At 46.3% G+C, this 18,193-nt stretch carries 14 protein-coding genes; 3 read left to right on the forward strand and 11 right to left on the reverse strand.

Annotation, left to right across the window (positions count from 1 at the left end; genetic code table 11):
- Window positions 1-851: 851 nt before the first annotated feature.
- From L5M71_RS02265 to L5M71_RS02310, 10 genes are all read right to left on the reverse strand, one after another.
- Window positions 852-1,277 (reverse strand): SMI1/KNR4 family protein, encoded by a 426-nt coding sequence (locus L5M71_RS02265; protein ID WP_198572796.1) that lies wholly within the window; start codon window positions 1,275-1,277, stop codon window positions 852-854.
- Window positions 1,278-1,464: 187 nt separating this feature from the next.
- On the reverse strand, window positions 1,465-1,833 hold the full coding sequence (locus L5M71_RS02270; RefSeq protein ID WP_263173836.1) for an SMI1/KNR4 family protein: 369 nt from the start codon (window positions 1,831-1,833) through the stop codon (window positions 1,465-1,467).
- Between the two features lie 500 nt (window positions 1,834-2,333).
- The gene (locus tag L5M71_RS02275) at window positions 2,334-3,785 is read right to left on the reverse strand and encodes a methyl-accepting chemotaxis protein (RefSeq protein WP_263206227.1); all 1,452 of its coding nucleotides are present in this window, start codon (window positions 3,783-3,785) and stop codon (window positions 2,334-2,336) included.
- A 104-nt stretch (window positions 3,786-3,889) separates the two neighbouring features.
- A complete protein-coding gene (locus tag L5M71_RS02280; RefSeq protein WP_028761013.1) occupies window positions 3,890-4,381 on the reverse strand; it encodes a DUF1097 domain-containing protein in 492 nt (163 codons plus the stop codon).
- A 260-nt stretch (window positions 4,382-4,641) separates the two neighbouring features.
- Window positions 4,642-6,888 (reverse strand): xanthine dehydrogenase family protein molybdopterin-binding subunit, encoded by a 2,247-nt coding sequence (locus L5M71_RS02285; protein WP_263206229.1) that lies wholly within the window; start codon window positions 6,886-6,888, stop codon window positions 4,642-4,644.
- A 1-nt stretch (window position 6,889) separates the two neighbouring features.
- Window positions 6,890-7,393 (reverse strand): (2Fe-2S)-binding protein, encoded by a 504-nt coding sequence (locus L5M71_RS02290; RefSeq protein WP_263206231.1) that lies wholly within the window; start codon window positions 7,391-7,393, stop codon window positions 6,890-6,892.
- 3 nt (window positions 7,394-7,396) lie between these two features.
- On the reverse strand, window positions 7,397-8,179 hold the full coding sequence (locus L5M71_RS02295; protein ID WP_263196676.1) for a nucleotidyltransferase family protein: 783 nt from the start codon (window positions 8,177-8,179) through the stop codon (window positions 7,397-7,399).
- On the reverse strand, window positions 8,179-9,195 hold the full coding sequence (locus tag L5M71_RS02300) for an XdhC family protein (protein WP_263196660.1): 1,017 nt from the start codon (window positions 9,193-9,195) through the stop codon (window positions 8,179-8,181). Before L5M71_RS02300 ends, L5M71_RS02295 begins: the two co-directional genes overlap by 1 nt.
- Before the next feature lie 320 nt (window positions 9,196-9,515).
- On the reverse strand, window positions 9,516-11,255 hold the full coding sequence (locus L5M71_RS02305) for a methyl-accepting chemotaxis protein (RefSeq protein ID WP_028761018.1): 1,740 nt from the start codon (window positions 11,253-11,255) through the stop codon (window positions 9,516-9,518).
- 145 nt (window positions 11,256-11,400) lie between these two features.
- Complete coding sequence (locus L5M71_RS02310) at window positions 11,401-12,045, reverse strand: MBL fold metallo-hydrolase (RefSeq protein ID WP_131523516.1); 645 nt, start codon at window positions 12,043-12,045, stop codon at window positions 11,401-11,403.
- Window positions 12,046-12,300: 255 nt separating this feature from the next.
- Here L5M71_RS02310 and L5M71_RS02315 point away from each other — a divergent pair, with 255 nt between their 5' ends.
- A complete protein-coding gene (locus L5M71_RS02315; protein ID WP_263139072.1) occupies window positions 12,301-13,590 on the forward strand; it encodes an alpha/beta hydrolase in 1,290 nt (429 codons plus the stop codon).
- A 209-nt stretch (window positions 13,591-13,799) separates the two neighbouring features.
- On the opposite strand, the gene L5M71_RS02320 is transcribed toward L5M71_RS02315, so the two are convergent.
- A complete protein-coding gene (locus tag L5M71_RS02320) occupies window positions 13,800-15,899 on the reverse strand; it encodes a DNA topoisomerase III (protein ID WP_263206234.1) in 2,100 nt (699 codons plus the stop codon).
- Between the two features lie 166 nt (window positions 15,900-16,065).
- Here L5M71_RS02320 and L5M71_RS02325 point away from each other — a divergent pair, with 166 nt between their 5' ends.
- The gene (locus tag L5M71_RS02325; protein WP_263206236.1) at window positions 16,066-16,353 is read left to right on the forward strand and encodes a hypothetical protein; all 288 of its coding nucleotides are present in this window, start codon (window positions 16,066-16,068) and stop codon (window positions 16,351-16,353) included.
- A 267-nt stretch (window positions 16,354-16,620) separates the two neighbouring features.
- A complete protein-coding gene (locus tag L5M71_RS02330; RefSeq protein ID WP_105252099.1) occupies window positions 16,621-18,099 on the forward strand; it encodes an alanine/glycine:cation symporter family protein in 1,479 nt (492 codons plus the stop codon).
- Window positions 18,100-18,193: the final 94 nt, after the last annotated feature.

Consider the following 18,193-nt stretch of genomic DNA (forward strand, 5'->3'; position numbering starts at 1 on the left):
ACAGATATGTCTTGAAGACGAGTGTTTGGGGACCAATAATTTTAGTTGTGAGGAGTTTAGCGTTTGCTGATATCCACTCACACATGCTTGCCATGGTATTTGCTCGTCGACTCGCAGCCAGTCCATCCGTGAATGCTCGACCGCCCCATCTGATGTGAAAGGATTCACAAATGCCGCGATGGCATGGACGCCAAAGAGCGGCTATGGGGCGGACGGTCGTCTCGCAAATCACCAAGGCTCACCTGTTTAGCATTGGTGAAACCTGTTTGTTTTAAAGAAATAGGTAGTATGCTTTGGGACAAAAGCGTGTTAGGTCATCAGCTATAACAGGTGAATTTCGCATAGAAATTTCTATGGTGTAACGCCTTGCGCAGCTGCATTTTTGGAGTAGAAGCTTTTGTGTTATCAAACAAAAAAGAAGGAACGGAAAAATTTCAGATACAGCAATTTGTTATGTTCGCATTCTGATAATACTATCAACATATTGACGGACCATTATTCAACTTTCACATAGAAGCAATTACATTTACAACTGAAAAGACCAATTTGAGGATCTTTAGGTGTAACTCCCTTACGTTTAGCTTGTGAGTTAGCAACTTCTACAGCGTGCTTAATCTCATTAATTTCTTTGCTAGATAGCCTTCTCGTATGCCCATGTACAGGACATCGTTCTCGTTCTCCATCACCCGATATTCGCTCTCCTGACATATCGATGCCCTCTTTCTAATTTCTACCGCTTTAAACATAACGCCACCAGCAACTGCCGGAGTGAGTTGGAAGCTTTTTTACGTCTTTTTTGCAAAAAAGAAGACAGTTTACGGAGGTCAGATTGACTGGCCTTGTTAAACATTTTAGAAATTGAGCGAATAACCACTGGAAACCCACTCATTGAAATTTTCCGCCAACAATACCATAGACTCTTTCGTTAAATCGCCGAAAGGTACCCTATAAACTGGCCAGTCTTCTGAACTTATATTATGTGTGGTATCGAAGACAATTGACTCTCCCCCACCATCTGAACCAATAGCAACCAACCCAGGCAAGTATTGCTCGTAGCAATAGGCTTCTGTTAATTCGGATATCTCTTTAGCGCTCCAGAGCACAACTGAGTCATCTGGTTCTTGCACGCCAATCGGAGTTTCTGCCCCATTAGTTTCAAGCAAGAACTTCTTATACTCACTCGGAAGATCTGTTCCTAACCATTTCTCAAGAGCCTGAATTTCTTCAGCACTTGCTGGATTTTCCGGATATTCGAATTTATCTCGATATTTGCTCATAATGCTTAACGCCCATTTAAGGGGCTGATAATCGTTTGCTAAAATTGTGTAGCGAAGCGAAGTCGAGCAAACTGTTAGCCGTCCCGCTTTAAATGCTTGTATGGGTTAACGTTTGGCTAAGGGGCAGGCTTTAACCCATCACTGAGAGCGGAGCGAACGATTTGAACCACTATTTAGGCTATCACAGTTACTCAAGGTCTACACAAACCTGCTTGTGCCATGCAGAAAGATTCGGCCATTCTTCCTTAGTGCTGCCGTTGTGAGACCAATAAATTATCTCACCCGTCTTTGCTATGCAGAAATAGTCGCCATTATCCTCGATGAATGGCAAAAGGTCTCTTGGAAGACCAATGACATTCCAGGCTGTTTCAGCAATGTCAAAGATATCAAGATGACCAGAGCCAGGTAAAATTACCGCAGGCTCAAAGGTAGCGTTTGCAACATCGCTGCCAGACTTCAAAAATGATCGGTAGTCGTCATGAAAACTGATGCCCAGTTTGCTTTCAGCGCTGGTTATTTCGGTATCTGTCGGGTTTCGAAATGGATCGTTATTCATAATTATTGTTGCCTAACGTTAAGCGGCGTCCCAAGCCAATTTTAATTGACCGAGGCGAACAAGTGATACTCTGGTGAGCGTTTATCATCAACGAACAATTTAAAATTGCTTGATATTTTTCTTAAATATTTCCGATAAAGGTTAACACAATCAGCCATATAGAAACCATCAATTTCCCCAAATTCTATTTTTACAAAACACAGATTTCCACCGCCAACCACAGTGAAATACCCTCCGCAAAAAGGACATTTTCAGACATAACTTTCTCCCCTGAAATCTATGACCGTCAATTTAGATAATGTCACGCTGATAGAACGGAATGGGGCAATATAACTAAATAGTTCTTTGGGTACTTCCAAATTAAAATGGCGGAAATCTACGATTTCCGCCATTGTCTGATGATACGTTACTACTTAACATGAGACTCAGTATCGGGCGTTATTACTCTCCTACCCATGCTGAAAACTGGCAATGCCGACGACTCACCTTGAAGGTGAACATTAGCTAGTATGATACTGCTTTAAAATCCCATCTAACTCGACCGAGGCATGGTGCAGATCATTGGCTAAGGTCACACTGCGCTGGGCTGTTTGTTTGATAGTTTCCGACTGATGGCGGATTTCATTCAATTGTCCGGCAATGTCGCGAGCGGCGACACTCTGCTCTTCCGCCGAGGCGGCAATTTGGCTGCTCATATCAAATACCGCATTGACCGATTGCGCCATGCCTTGAACATCATCACCGACGGCGATAATCGCACTGCGACCTTCATCGGCCTGATCGACTATCTCCATGGTAATGCTAGATAAACGAGTCGTGCCAGATTGTAAGCCTTCAATCATGGCCTGAATTTCTACCGTGGCCTGTTGAGTTCGACCCGCTAAGGTACGCACTTCATCGGCTACCACAGCAAAGCCACGACCTTGCTCACCGGCACGGGCCGCTTCAATGGCCGCATTTAAGGCTAATAAATTGGTTTGCTGGGAAATACTGTTAATGGTTGTGACCACGGCATCAATACTCGCCGCATCCTTAGACAATTGTTCCACCGATGAAAACGCCGCACCAATCTTAGTTGAGAGTAAACCAATGCTTTCCACTGTATGGCTAATACGCCCACGACTGGCCAACATTTGGCTTGAATTTTCCTTGGTTTGCAACGAAGTATTACTCGCATTAACAGAGACTTCTTCAATCGCTGAGGTCATTTGTGCCATCGCCACGGCAACGGAATCGAGGAATTGATGTTGGAACCCAATCAGTTTATCACTGGTGGCCGCCTGTTGATTAAATTCATCGGATGCCAATGATAAGGTCTGTGCATTTTTGCCAATGGCTGACACCATTTCACTCATATTGTCGGCGCAGCGATCGATTTCCCGAGCAATCAAACTGAAATCGTCAGTACCAAAGAAGTTTAATCTAAAGCTCAAATCACCATCGGCTAAGCGTTTGATGGCTAAGTACATGTCCCATAATCCACCACCGAGTGAAGTCGAAATCCAGTAACTCAGTTGGAATAAAGGCAACAAGCCCACTAATGCTAACCAGAACATAAAGTTAGCATCGCTACGCGCATCGGCTTCCCACTCATGGACATTCTGTGTCAGTTGTAAGGCTTGACCTGACACACTGGCGCTGGCCGTCACTTTATCCCCTTGACGCTGCGCGTCACTTTGCCTTGAAGTTACAGTTAACCCGTATTGGCTGGCAAATTGAGATAAGGCGTCAGCTTCTAGCTTTTGCGCCGTTGCAACTTGCGCTAGGGTATCGACGCTCGCTTGAACCCGAGCGATAGAGGCCTGCTCAAGGTTACGGTGCGCATGTTGATAGTTGACAAGTGCCACGGCGGCCGTGATCAGCGCCACCATAGAACACACTACCCAAAACTTTCCGTTGAGACTGAACTTGATCAATATGGCATCAATGGTACGAAACTGGATTTGTTTCATCTTGATAATTCCTAAGAAAAAAATGCTATTTGGCACTAAATCAGCAGTATAGCTCAGATTGCCACGACAACTATGTCAGTCATAAGATCTGAGCAGGTATTATGCTAATCCGCGCTAGCAACTTGGTTACGTGTGGCGGCAGACCACTTTTGTGTCAGAGTAACCAACTGCCCCGTTAACAGGCTCATGCTAAAACCTAATAAGCCACCAATGATCAACGACGGCACGACATTGGCCACATCACCCGCCATGGCAAAGGTAGTGCAACAGCCAATAAATGCGCCGGGAATAAAGCTAAGCTTTTGATAACTTGCCTGTAAACACATGGCCGAAGTGGCTATGCCGGTAAAAATATACCCAAATACGGGCGAAATAAAAAAGCTGCTACCCGAGATAATGAGCCAAGCCCAAAATACACCGGACAGGTTTGTGCACCACGCCATCATCACGCCCTGAAAGCCAGCCTTAGGTTGAGCAAAAAAAGTGCTACAACCTAAAAAGCCGATCCAAGTGACCAGATGAAAAGCATCTGCGACGCCACACCAAATAGCCGCCAATAGGCCGGCAGAAATAGCGACTTGCCAACGATTTTCCATGGATGACCCCTTTAGTAATTCTATTCACGGAAGTTTAATACCCTTGGGCGCTCTAAAATGTGTATTTTGAGGTGGCTTGGGTAAACATATTGGTTAAATTACCTCTATTTTGGTAACAAAAACCTGATCTATTGCTAATTTTCGGCATTAATGCCCGTAAAATCGCTAACAAGCAAATTTTTTGTGGTAAAAAAACGAAAAAAGCGCTTATTAGGCGCTTTTTTGTTCAAACGGCTTTCAGTTAACCCTCTTGCCGACACTTACACTCGCAATAGTTTATTCACGGGAAGATCGCGGATCCTCAGCCCCGTCGCCGCAAAAATCGCATTGGTTAAACTCGGGGCAACGGGCGGCACACCCGGCTCACCCACGCCCGCTGGCGCAGCATCAGACTCAATAATGATGATCTCCATATCGGGAGTTTGGGGAAGTCGCAGCAAAGGATAATCGTGGAAATTCGATTGCTGCACCTTGCCCTCTTTGTAAGTGATTTCCCCCATCAAGGCTAAACTCAGGCCAAATACAATCGCACCTTCTGTCTGTGCTTTTACCCTATCAGGGTTAACTATCGTGCCCGCATCTATGGCTGCGATGGCATTAAGCACTTTAAGCTGTTTATCCTCACTCACTTCCACCAACATAGCCACAGCGACGTAACTGACAAAACTGCGGTGTACAGCAAAACCCCAGCCCTGATTTTTACCCGCCTTGGGCGCCTTAGCTTGGGCTTTTTCGACCGCGTCGATTACCCCAAAATAGCGACTGACGTCCACGGGATGACGATCAAGATCTTCGCCATAGTTGCCATATTTAAACTGTTGGTCGGTAAAGGTCTCACGCCTTGCTTCACCTAACAGGCTACGCCACATTGCAGGGCAAGAAACCTGAGCTCTGTGAGCCATTTCATCGACAAAACTGCCGACACTAAAACCGTGCTGAATGTTACACACAGAGCGCATCCAACCAATACGGCTATGCGCCTGCGCTTTTACCGCTTCGTATCTTAAATTCGGCAAAGCAAAGGGCACATCCACAAAGCCTAAATCCAACTCACCGCCAGAGGGATATTCCACCCCTTCAGCAAAGGTTGAACTGATCGATGGGAATCCCGTACGGGCTAAAAGCGCGGTCGGTTTGTTATTGGCATCGAACAGCGCCTGATAGGACTGGGCGCTGATAGCATGGTAGTAACCGTTTTGGATCTCATCCTCGCGGCTCCAACTCACTTTAATTGGACGCTTGAATTGCTTCGATAACAGCGCGGCTTCAACGCTAAAATCAGGTTTAGATTTACGCCCAAAACCACCACCCAATAGGGTAACATTCACTTTAATCGTATCTTCTTCCATACCCAGCGCAGCGGCCACATTTTGCTGGGTACTTTGCGGCGTTTGGGTCGATGCCCAGATTTCACAGCCCTTTTCAGTCACATGGGCAGTAGCAACGGGCGGCTCGATAGAAGAATGAATTAAATAAGGCACGGTATAAACCGCCTTTAACGTATTCGCCTCGGGCCAGTTTTTGATCTCATCACCAACTTGGCGCACGACATTACCACTTTGCTGTACCCGCTCGACCAACTCTTTCAAATAAAGGCTTGAATCATGCTGACTATTGTCGGCCTGAGTCCAAGTGACTTTTAAAGCTTTGCGCCCTTCAAGGGCACTCCACGTGTTTGTGGCGATGACAGCAACGCCGCCCAAAGCCTGAAACGCGGGTGCGCCCTTAGCGGCGGGCAAACGATACACATCCACGACACCGGCCACTTTGCGCGCTGCGGTATAATCCAAGCTTGCCACATCGCTCCCAAGCACGGGCGGACGCATGATGCTGGCGTAGAGCATACCCTCGAGTTTGATATCGTAACCATAAATCGCGCTGCCGCTTAACATGGCATCCATATCAACGATTTGGCGTGATGCACCAATCTGCTTGAAATCTTTAACCTCTTTAAAGGTTAACGACTCAACGGCGGGTACGGGTTGCTCAGATGCGGCTAACGCTAACTCGCCGAACCTGGCCGCTCGGCCCGTTTTAGCATGCAACACTTTATGGTCGGCGGTATGCACCTCGCTCACGGGGACTTTCCAGCGCGCAGCGGCGGCTTGCTCTAGCATGGTTCTTGCCATAGCCCCCATCTGGCGCATACGGTCGTAATTTTCACGAATACTGCGACTACCATCGGTATTCTGGCTGGCATAACGTTTATCGGCTAAGCCTTGAATAGGGACGATTTTATCCCAATCCGCGTCTAACTCTTCGGCTAAGACTTGCAGAATGCCGGTTCTGATCCCCTGTCCCATCTCGGAGCGATGGCAAGTGAGGTACACTTTGTCGTCTTCACCAATGGCAATAAACAGATTCAGCCGCGCTTCTTTATCCTGCGCCAGCGCCATGGGGCTCCAAGTTAATCCACTCGCCCCTAATGCTAATCCGCCCCCTACTGCGCCAAACAGTTTTAACACATCGCGACGGCTGATATTTTCTACGGCAGTAAAAGTACTCATATTAGCCCTCCTGTTTGGCATAGTTTTGCAGTGCGGCTTTGATCCTAGGATAGGTGCCGCAGCGGCAGATATTGCCCGACATGGCAGAGTTGATTTGTTCTTCAGAAGGTTTCGGATGCTGCGCAACTAACGCCGCAGCCGACATCAATTGTCCCGCTTGGCAATAGCCGCACTGGGGCACGTTATGTTCGGCCCATGCATTTTTAAGCTTTTGATTATCCAGCCCTTCAATTGTTGTCAGACGTTTTCCCTGTGCCTGCCCCAAACTGGTTAAACAGGCGCGCACAGGTTGGCCGTCTAAATGCACAGTGCAAGCACCGCATAGCCCTGCACCACAACCATATTTAGTGCCCGTGAGCCCTAAAATATCCCGTAACGCCCACAGGATTGGCATTTTAGGATCGGCATCTAAGGTAAATGATTTACCGTTGATGAAAAGTGTTTGGGTGGAAGCGACGGTACTGGCTTCCTTGATAACTGCAGTGGTTGATAATACTTCTGCCATAACTCACTCCTTAAGTGCCAACCACGACGCAAGATCGGCTTGGGTATCAATATCAATTGCGGCGCGGGGTAGTGTTATAGCGACTAACGCTCCCCGCTGTGCTTGTTGTTTTAGAATCGATTTCGCCCCGCGGTCACCACTCAAGTGAGTGAACTGCGGTAATGTAGAGGCATTAAAAATAGCAGGTACGCCTAAATCATCCAAATAATGGGCGGCAACGTCTTTACCGGTTTCATACCATGTCAAAATCAGTTGTCGATAATCGTCTGCACTCAAGGCCACTTGGTCTGCCAATGTCAGCAGCATGGCATCAAAGCCCTGCTCCTTGGCATAGCTTGCCGCCAAACTCACCGAGGATGCCAAGCCTGTCTGCCACTGTGGATTAACTAAAATATCAAAGGGTTGGCGGGAATGAAGCTCGACTAATAATGGTTGCAGTATGTGCTGGTGAGCACCGAGTATGACTAACAAAGGCGTATGCTGGGGCGAATGTGTGTCTTGGCGCTCCAAATCTAAATCTTGGCAATAAAGCTGTTGTAAAAGCTCAACATGGGTGCAAATGATGGCTTGCTCGCGAGTTTCTGTAGCGCTAAGTGATGGTATAAGCTGCGCTAACTTAACTCCCTCAAAGCGCTTACTTTCACCCGCCGCAAGTACCACGTTCAACAGCCGCTTGGATGAGCATGGCGCCTGCGCTGCCGACTTTGGCACTGCCGAACTGGGCTGTCTCGAACCGGGCAGTGTCGACGTTAGCGCAGTGGGCTTTTGTACTGGCGGCAACGTCATCAACGCATTATCTCATCGAGATGTTTTAAAGTCGCACCATGGAGCACCCCGTGGCACTGGGCCAAAATACTTAACGCCACTGCGCTCGGTAACTCGCCGCCAAGGGCAAGCCCCGCGGGAGCAGAAAATACCCCAGTAAAAGATTCAGCACTGAGCCCTGCCATTCCAAGCACTTTATCCCGTCGATGGGCAGGACCAAGCAAGGCGATATAGGCTAGCGGATGCGCTTGAATGACCTTTAATGCCGCAGCATCTAAGCCCAAGTTATGGTTCATCACCACGGCGCAATCCAATTGAGCGATATGATTCGCGGTTAATTCCCCCGCGGTCAGTTTCACTATATGGGCATGGGGGAAATCCGCAGCTCTAGCATAGGCGGTACGACCATCGAAAACAGTCACTTGCCAACCTAAAGTGTGGGCCATGGCGGCAATGGGCTTAGCATCGATACCACCGCCAAAGATCCCAAGATGGAATCTTGGTCTCAAGGGAATAATCAATGATTCTCCCGCGTCTTGGGTGAAGACGCCCGTGCGAACAAAATCGCTGGCGGGGAACGGCATCAACTCCTCAGAATAAAACGCAGCGTGATACTGACGCGCATCCGTCCCCGCTTTGACTAAAGGTAATTGGTAAAAACCCGACCGACCGTGGCGAAATGCCTGCACTAGCTCAACTAAGCCAAGATCATGATTCTCTTTTAGCAGAGGGATCAACATGATATCTACTATGCCACCACAACCGAGTCGATAGCTGGCATCGGACTCATCGCTTGCATCATAGGTGACACACATGACTTGCTTAGTCTGCATGGCATTTTGAGCATGGCGACGTAAATCGGCTTCTAAACAGCCGCCACTTAACATACCCACACCTTGACCAAACTCATGGAACAACATCATGGCACCGGGTTTACGATAAGCCGAACCTTGAATTTGGGTGATCACCGCAAGTACCCAAGCGTCATCCGCCAGTGGTAGCCAATGCTCTAGTAAATCTTCGATTTGGTGATCCATCCGCAAGGACTCCATTGGGTTAGGGAGATTTAAAAAATTTAATGCGCTTATCGCTATAGAAACTATCACAGTTAATAACGCAGCTATCGACGTCTATTTGTCATCAAAACTTGACGCAAGTTTTATCAGCAAATAAAACCGCTTCGTCAAACGCTCGCATTAAACATATGGACAACCAAGTTAGCAAAGGCGTGTGCGTATTGAAAGGAGTAATAGATTTCAAAAAGTGTTGAAGCATAAAATATGTTCAGGGGAAGTTAAAGAGGAAGAATTGACGTCCATGTCTGAGTGGCGTTTGTTCGCAAATCAACCACATTTATCTAAAACTGGTATTCGCCCGCCTTAGTGCGCAGTATCTGTGATTGGTTGTCTAGACTAATGGATGTCGATTCAATCTGTTCGATAATCTGTGATACTTCACGGGAATTATCGCGGATCACCATCATGCTCGAAGCGATTTCTTTAGAAACTAAGGATTGTTCTTCGGTTGAAGCGGCAACCTGAGTATTGATCCCATGAATCGCTTCCGTACTATGGCGAATATCCTCAAATACTGCCACGATACGTTGCAGTTCTACCCCCGCCTTTTGCATTAGCGTCGCCGCTTGAGTCACTGATGTACCCACTTGATTCGTACGGCTTTGAAGGCTTGCGACAATATCATCGATTTCCTTGGTGGAATCTTGAGTGCGCTGGGCTAATGATCGAACCTCATCAGCTACCACTGCGAAGCCTCGTCCTTGCTCACCGGCCCGCGCGGCTTCGATCGCGGCATTCAGTGCCAGCAAATTCGTTTGCTCAGCAATCGCCTTAATCACACTCAACACATTGCTGACTTGGGTACTTTCGTTCACTAGATGTGACATAGAGTCTTGAGTATTCCTAAACTCAGTTTCTAATACCGACATGGCTTTCAGCGCTTCCGATACTGTCTGTTTACCTACAGTGACATGCGTTTCATTTTCGGCGGCGCGGCTTTCAGCATTCGAAGTGCTCTCACTCACATGCACTAAGGTCGTGGTCATTTCTTCCATCGCACTGGCGCTGGCATCCAGTTCTCTCGCCACCCGATTTGAGCTTTCACGCGAAATTTGAATTGATGCTTTAGTTTGCTTAGCTAAATCAGCCACCTCTTTTGCAATGCCATCCGTCGTCGATAATGAACTGGCAAGGGAAGAGATAAACAAGTTGATTTGATTAACGATTTCGCCAATTTCCCCCTGAGTCGTAACAGAGATCCGCCGCGCAAGATTTTTAGAACGCTGAATATCGAGCAATTCAACACAAGTCTGCACTAAGGGAGTCACAATCCTGCTCTTAACGATAATAAATCCGCCAACGGCGGCTAAAATCACGATAAATAACACCAGTTGGGACCAGTTTAATGCCGCATGCAGGGAGTCGAGTCGGTTATTCACATCACCATCGGTACGTTTATCCAATGCTGTAAAAAACTCATCAATCGGCTGCATGATCTTAGCTTTTTCTCTGTGGTATTGGTCGCTATGTAATAACTCCCTCGCCATAGTTAAGTTAGGCTCACCTTTGATCGTGTAAGTTTGGGTGTTGGGATCCATAAAAATACCTTTAACGGCATTCATGGCTTTCACTTCGAGGGCAACTAACGCATCTGAGTTTTGCTGAGCTTGTTCAAGGTAACGGAATTCTTCATCAGAAAAACCGAGGGACTTCATTTGCGTGTTTATCGCAATGCTAGCACCGTCGGGTTTTGGCTTATCGCCATAGCTCAGCACCAAATCCCAGTAAATCTGGTGATATTTTTCAGGTCTAGACTTCTCACCATTACGGATAGCCAAAATATCCATATACATTTTTTCGTATTTTTCATCACCCGTAACAGCGTAAGTTCGAGCGAGACGCGTTAGGTCATCGGAACTTTGTCTTAACTCATCGGCGACTTGATAGGACTGATATCGGACGCTAGCCGCATCATTAAAGAGATCGATTTTAGACTTAACATTGAAGCTCAATACCGCAGAAATCACGGCACTCGCGACTATGGTCGAAAAGACCACGCTCATCATTGTTTTTGTTTTCATACTTACCCCAGTAGACGGAAGAACTGCTTTAAGTCTAGAAGGAAAAACAGAAAACATAAAAAAGGTTGGTTTATTAGCTGAAATAATCATTTGATTTGCGAGTGATTATCGCTCACAAATCAAGCAATGCTGAATGGCGTCTCAATTACAGTAAAAGTTGGTCCGCGACAAAGGGGTTATGCTCGCGCTCTTCGCCAAAAGTCGACATAGGACCATGCCCAGGAATGAATTCAACCTCGGCACCTAAGGGCCACAGTTTTTCGGTGATCGAGTGAATTAAATCCTGATGATTTGATTGGGGGAAATCGGTGCGACCGATAGAACTTCGAAACAAAATATCCCCCACCCACGCCAACTTAGATTGGGCAGAGAAAAGTGCAATGTGTCCCGGCGTATGCCCAGGGCAATGCAGCACAGATAAACTTTGCTCGCCCACTTTAACAATATCGCCATCCTGTAGATATTGATCCGGTTCAAAGGCATCGCAATGGGGAAAACCAAAATTTTGGCTTTGCTTAGGTAAGTTATCAATCCAGAATTTATCGGCAATATGCGGGCCAATAATCGGCACATTGGCGGCTTTCGCTAAGGCTTTAGCACCACCGACATGATCGATATGCCCATGGGTAAGGAGGATTTTTTCGAGGACGAGTCCAAGTTTCGCTACTTCGTTTTGGATCCTGTCAATATTCCCGCCGGGATCCACAACTGCAGCACGCTTGGTTTTTTCACACCAGATCAAGCTGCAATTTTGCTGAAAAGGTGTCACTGGAATAATCTGATACTTCATAGCTTCAATCTCGTGTTATCCATAAGCGATAGATTACGCTAAGAAACTCATCATGGCTCAAATTTGTATCCAAAAAATTGATCTTCACCAAAAGCTAATCAAATAATCCTAGCTTACGACATAAACTATTTTGTCTATACCCAAGTTAGCTGAAGATACGCGTTTCAGGTAGCCTAGGTTACTGCATCTTCAGCTTATTTGGGTATACAATCTGCCAATCACAATAACATGATCCTCTGCCATTAAGGTTGTTTGATGAAACCCGATATTATTCTCGCCGGAGTGCTGGCGAAGAAACACACTTTTACCTTGCCCCTCAACTATCAAAATCCAATTGCAGAGCAAATCCAAGTGTTTGCCAGAGAACTCTGTAGCCCAGAAAACAAAGATAAAAAACTACCTTATATCGTATTTTTTCAAGGCGGCCCTGGATTTGCGGCCATGCGTCCCGCCAGCAACAGCGGCTGGATCCGCCGCGCATTAAAAGAATATCGAGTGTTATTACTCGATCAACGTGGCACAGGCTTATCAACACCGATTAATTACCAAAGCCTGCAACACTTAGATCCCGCAGCTCAAGCGGATTATCTGAGCCATTTCAGGGCTGACAATATTATTCGTGATGCCGAAACGATTCGTGCCCAGCTTTGTCCCGCCGATAAGTGGGCGATTCTCGGCCAAAGTTTCGGGGGATTTTGCGTGTTACATTATTTAAGCGCCGCCCCTCAAGGCGTCAGCGAAGCCTATATCACGGGTGGCATACCATCATTAACCCGTAGCAGCGACGACGTCTATCTTGCGACTTATCAACGCGTACTGGCGAAGAATAAACAATTTTTCCAACGCTTCCACGATGCTCAACATCTCGTCACTCGCTTAGCAAAACATTTGCTTGAAAATGAAGTGTATTTGGCAACGGGTGAACGCCTCACGGTTGAAATGTTGCAACTGCTAGGTATTAATATTGGAATGGAGCAAGGGCCTGAATCGGTTTATTATTTGCTTGAACAAGCCTTGATCAACACGGCTTCAGGGGCAGTAGTCAATCCGTTATTTTTAAATCATTTCGGTCAAATGCTCGATTACAACACTAACCCAATTTTTGCCCTGTTGCATGAGGCCATTTACTGCCAACACTCAGCTTCACAATGGTCTGCACACAGGGTTAGACAGCAATTCCCCGCCTTTAACTATCAACAAGGTAAACCGTTTTTATTCACAGGTGAGATGATATACCCATGGATGTTTGACCAATTTAGTCACTTAGTGCCGCTTAAAGCTGCGGCAGAAATCCTCGCCCATAAATCAGATTGGCCAGCACTTTACAATCTAGAGCAACTGGCACAAAACCGAATCCCTGTTGCAGCGGCCATTTACAGTGAAGATATGTTTGTAGAGATGCAATACAGTTTAGAAACCACAAAACAAGTTGGCAGGCTAAAGTATTGGTTAACATCAGAATATGAGCACAACGGCATCCGCATGGATGGAGAACGCATACTGGATAAGCTCATCAGCTTAAACCGAGGCGACACCCTAAGATAAATATGAGCTTTAAGGGCTAATTAAGTTAATGCTGAGATTATATGCCTGCTCCTCATCAATTGAGTGATTTTGGCAAGCTTTAACGACCCATTTCCGTATGAGTAAACCGTTTTGGTTTACTCTTTTTTTGCCCAAATTCAGTGCTGTGAAAGCGTTATAGCTTAAGGTCGAATATCCCCTACAACAGAATCACAACGCACTCGTGACTATTAAGCCTCTGTAGCCACTTTGCGTGTTCGACTCCTTGCGCCAGCACTAGCCACTGACTTCTTCACACTGCTTTTAGCTGTACTTGCAGTGCCTGCCCGTTTTGCCGAGCTCGAGGCTTTGCGGTAAGGCGACTTACGATAACCGGATTTATTACTTGCCGTTTTACGATAACCTTGGCCTTGTAAACCATTAAGCGCGGTTGGCAGTTGGGCGCCTGCATTCTGGATAAGCGTGGATAAAGTGCCGAGCAGCGGTTGCATAAAGGCTTGATAAGAGGTTTCTTTATGGCAAATGCCGTTCAAGCTCGCTTCCCAAAGCGCTGTCATATCCGGCGTAGTCGCACTCGCGGGCAAGCTGTTAATCAATCCTTTCCCCACGTCTGTCGAGACAATGGATTTACCTAAGCGTTGTAAAAAACCGCGTTTGAACAGCAATTCGATAATACCTGCACGGGTGGCCTCTGTACCTAATCCGTCGGTTTCTTTAAGAATTTTACGGATCTCAGGATCGGTCACATAACGGCTAATACCCGTCATAGCACCGAGTAAAGTGGCATCGTTAAAGGCCTTTGGTGGTTGAGTATTTTTCTCCAATAATTCGCCTCGAGTACAATGCAAAGCTTGCCCCAGTTTCAGAGGGGGCAATTGGCCGATAAACTCGTCATTCTCCTCATCGTCCTTACCTGTGCTTTCTTCCGTCGACTTGTTGCCACTCGCCTTACTGCCATTTGGCTCTTGGCGGGCAAAGAGTTGCTTCCAGCCGAGGGATTTATCCTGACGCGCCTTAGTATTAAATAAGCCACCCTCGATTGTCACTTGCACTGTGGTTTCACTGTAACAATAAGCCGGATAAAACTGTGCTATGTACTGGCGAGCAACATGAAGATATAACTGCCTCTCACGCTGACTCAAGCTAGATAAGTTAGCCATCTTCTCTGTGGGGACGATTGCGTGATGGGCGTCCACTTTTTTATCATCCCATGCTTTAGATTTAAGACGGGGCTCGGGGGCATCAGCACCTTGCAATAACTCAGCAGCACCGTCACTTATCGCCTTAAGTACCGAAGGCGCAAGGTTATGTTGCTCAACGGGTAAATAACGACTGTCGGAGCGTGGGTAAGTAATGAGTTTATGGCGTTCATACAAACTCTGGCAGGTATCGAGCACATCCTTAGCACTCATGCCAAACCGTTTCGCCGCATCAATTTGCAACGCGGATAAGCTGTAGGGCAATGGTGGATTCTGTTTCTTGTCCTTAGCCACTAATTGAGTGACTAAGGCGGGTTTATCACTGATGCGACTCACCACATTTTGCGCTAACCCTCTCGCTAATACTCGTCCTTCTTCATCCATATAGGGCTGACAAGCTTCGCTAGGTTGCCACTTGGCGCTGAAGGTTTCTTGCTTCTCGGTCGCCAAATGCGCTAGTACTTCATAAAAAGGTTTAGATTGAAAGTGAGCAATCTCTTCATCACGGCGCACCACTAGCCCAAGCAATGGCGTTTGTACTCGGCCGACGGATAACACGCCTTGATAACCGACCTTTTTACCTTGGATGGTGTACGCACGCGTCATATTCATGCCATAGAGCCAATCGGCACGACTGCGAGCTAAGGCCGATGTGGATAAAGGAATAAACTCGCGATTACTGCGTAGCTGCGTTAGAGCCCGTTTTACAGCTTGTGGGTTTAAGTCACTGATCAGTAAACGCTGGGTTTGATGTAGCTTGTCCCCCGTCACGCCAAGATAGGCAATCACTTCATCCACGAGTAACTGCCCTTCGCGGTCGGGATCGCCCGCATTAACCAAGGTGTTAGCTTGTTTGACTAATCGTTTTAGCACTGTGAGTTGGCTGCGGGTCGCAGCCTTAGGTTTTAGTTGCCACTTGTCTGGCACTATTGGCAAATGCTCGAATTTCCAAGACTTAAATTCGGGATTATAGACATCAGGTTCTGCTTGTTCAAGCAAGTGACCAACGCACCAAGACACACAATCGCCATTGGCGGCTTCGATAAATCCATCGCCTTTTTTATGGGGTTTAGGCAATACATCGGCAATGGCCCGCCCTAGGCTAGGTTTTTCTGCGATATAGAGAATCATACAAACACCAAGCACTGGATATAATTACAGTATAATTTAGCCCAAACGCCAGTTGAGTGCAAATTTCTGTAGTAAACCGAGCTTAAATGTAAAATTTTAAGTGTAAATTCAATTGCGAATTATTCTCAACAAGGCATAAGATACACTAAATGACTAAGGAGTGACTATGAAACAGTTTGCAATAAATGCGCGACAGGCCATGACAACAACTCCAGCATTAATATTAAGATTCAATCAGTTATTGATATTCCATAGCTTAATGTTACTCGCAATAAGCATGCTCACCAGTACCTGGCTGGGACAAATGAAAATCATCGATATGCCGTTAGCATGGGGATTCATTCTCGTCATTCCTATTGCTGTGAGTTTATCTCTATTACTCAGCCATCAAATCACGCGCCATAGCTTAAGCAGTTTATTCGGCGTGTGGATGCTACTTTGGGTAATGGGATAACTGACATTCATAATAAATCACTACCGTATTTCGAGTTAACTCGCCCCTCCGCTCTATTTATCCATGCTAAAACTCAATTTCAAAACACATTGGTTTCAAATATTTAACACTTTAACTATGAAGCTCCCTAAAAAATAGTTATGTTGAGTATCTTGGATATTTACAAAAAATGTCTTAATCAAAAGTGAATGTCCTAACTCAACATCTGTTGAATAACCGTAAACCTAAAAACTCTGCTAAAACAACACAATAAAGGAATCGGAGTCTATGAATGAGATTGTCAACGCGATCAATAGTGTAATTTGGAGCCCTGCACTTATTTTTCTTTGCCTAGGTGTCGGGCTCTATTTCTCCCTTCGCACTCGATTTTTACAGCTGCGCCATCTGCCAGAAATGATCCGCCTGATGTTTGATGGTAAGAGTACTGATGCGGGAGTGTCGTCTTTTCAAGCACTCGCAATGACATTAGCGGGCCGAGTCGGTACAGGTAACATTGCAGGGGTTGCCACAGCAATCACCTTTGGTGGTCCTGGCGCTTTATTTTGGATGTGGATGGTTGCCTTTCTCGGTGCCAGCTCCGCCTTCGTTGAATCGACCTTAGGTCAAGTCTATAAAGAAAAAATCAATGGTGAGTATCGCGGTGGGCCTGCTTTTTATATTGAAAAAGGCTTAGGCATGAAATGGTATGCATGGGTATTTGCAATTGCGACCATATTTGCTTGCGGGATCCTGCTGCCGGGCGTACAAGCTAACTCGATTGGTTCAAGTTTAAAAACCGCTTTCAACATAGATCCTAATGTGACTGCAGCCATACTAGCGATGCTTCTTGGCTTTATCATTTTTGGCGGTGTAAAACGTATCGCTCACTTTGCCAGTGCCGTCGTCCCCTTTATGGCACTGGGTTACATCATAGTGGCTTGTGTCATCATAGCGCTAAATATTGGCCAGCTACCGGGTATTTTATGGTTAATTATCAAAAGTGCCTTTGGCTTTGATGCGGGTTTTGGTGCCATTTTAGGCTTAGCCATCATGTGGGGGGTAAAGCGAGGTATTTACTCCAACGAAGCGGGTCAAGGTACAGCGCCACATGCCTCATCTGCAGCGGCGGTAAGCCATCCAGCCAAACAAGGGTTAGTTCAAGCTTTTTCTGTGTATATCGACACCTTATTCGTTTGCTCTGCAACAGGTTTCATGCTGCTCATTACAGGACTGTATAATGTTCAGGGCCCAGACGGTGCGGCGCTCTATACCGGCATTGCCGGAGTCGCTGCAGGACCAGGCTACGTACAAACGGCAATGGAAAGTATGATGCCAGGATTTGGCAATATCTTTGTGGCTATCGCACTGTTCTTCTTCGCCTTTACTACCATAGTGGCTTATTACTACATTGCCGAGACCAACATTGCCTATATTAACCGTAAAGTAAATCATCCTTGGTTCATGGTCGTTCTCAAAGTCGTGATCATTGGCTCAACCGTATACGGCACAGTTAAAACGGCTGATATGGCTTGGGGAATGGGTGACATTGGTGTCGGACTGATGGCATGGCTCAATATTATTGCCATTATTCTATTGAGGAAAACCGCATTCACTTGCCTTAAAGATTATGAATCACAGCAAGCTCTCGGCATAGAGCCACTTTTCGACCCGGTAAAACTGGGTATTAAAAATGCGGATTACTGGGTTGAACGTAAGCACGCTGAAGAAAATGTAATGACTGAAACAGCGCAACGTATAAATACGTAGACGTTATCACGATGATCCGTTAAGCAAATATAAGCCATTAAAAAGCCAGTGATTTCTCACTGGCTTTTTGTATCGTTTAGAACAAAAAGGACAC

This window comes from Shewanella sp. SW1, assembly GCF_025653545.1.
Lineage (GTDB): Bacteria > Pseudomonadota > Gammaproteobacteria > Enterobacterales > Shewanellaceae > Shewanella > Shewanella oncorhynchi.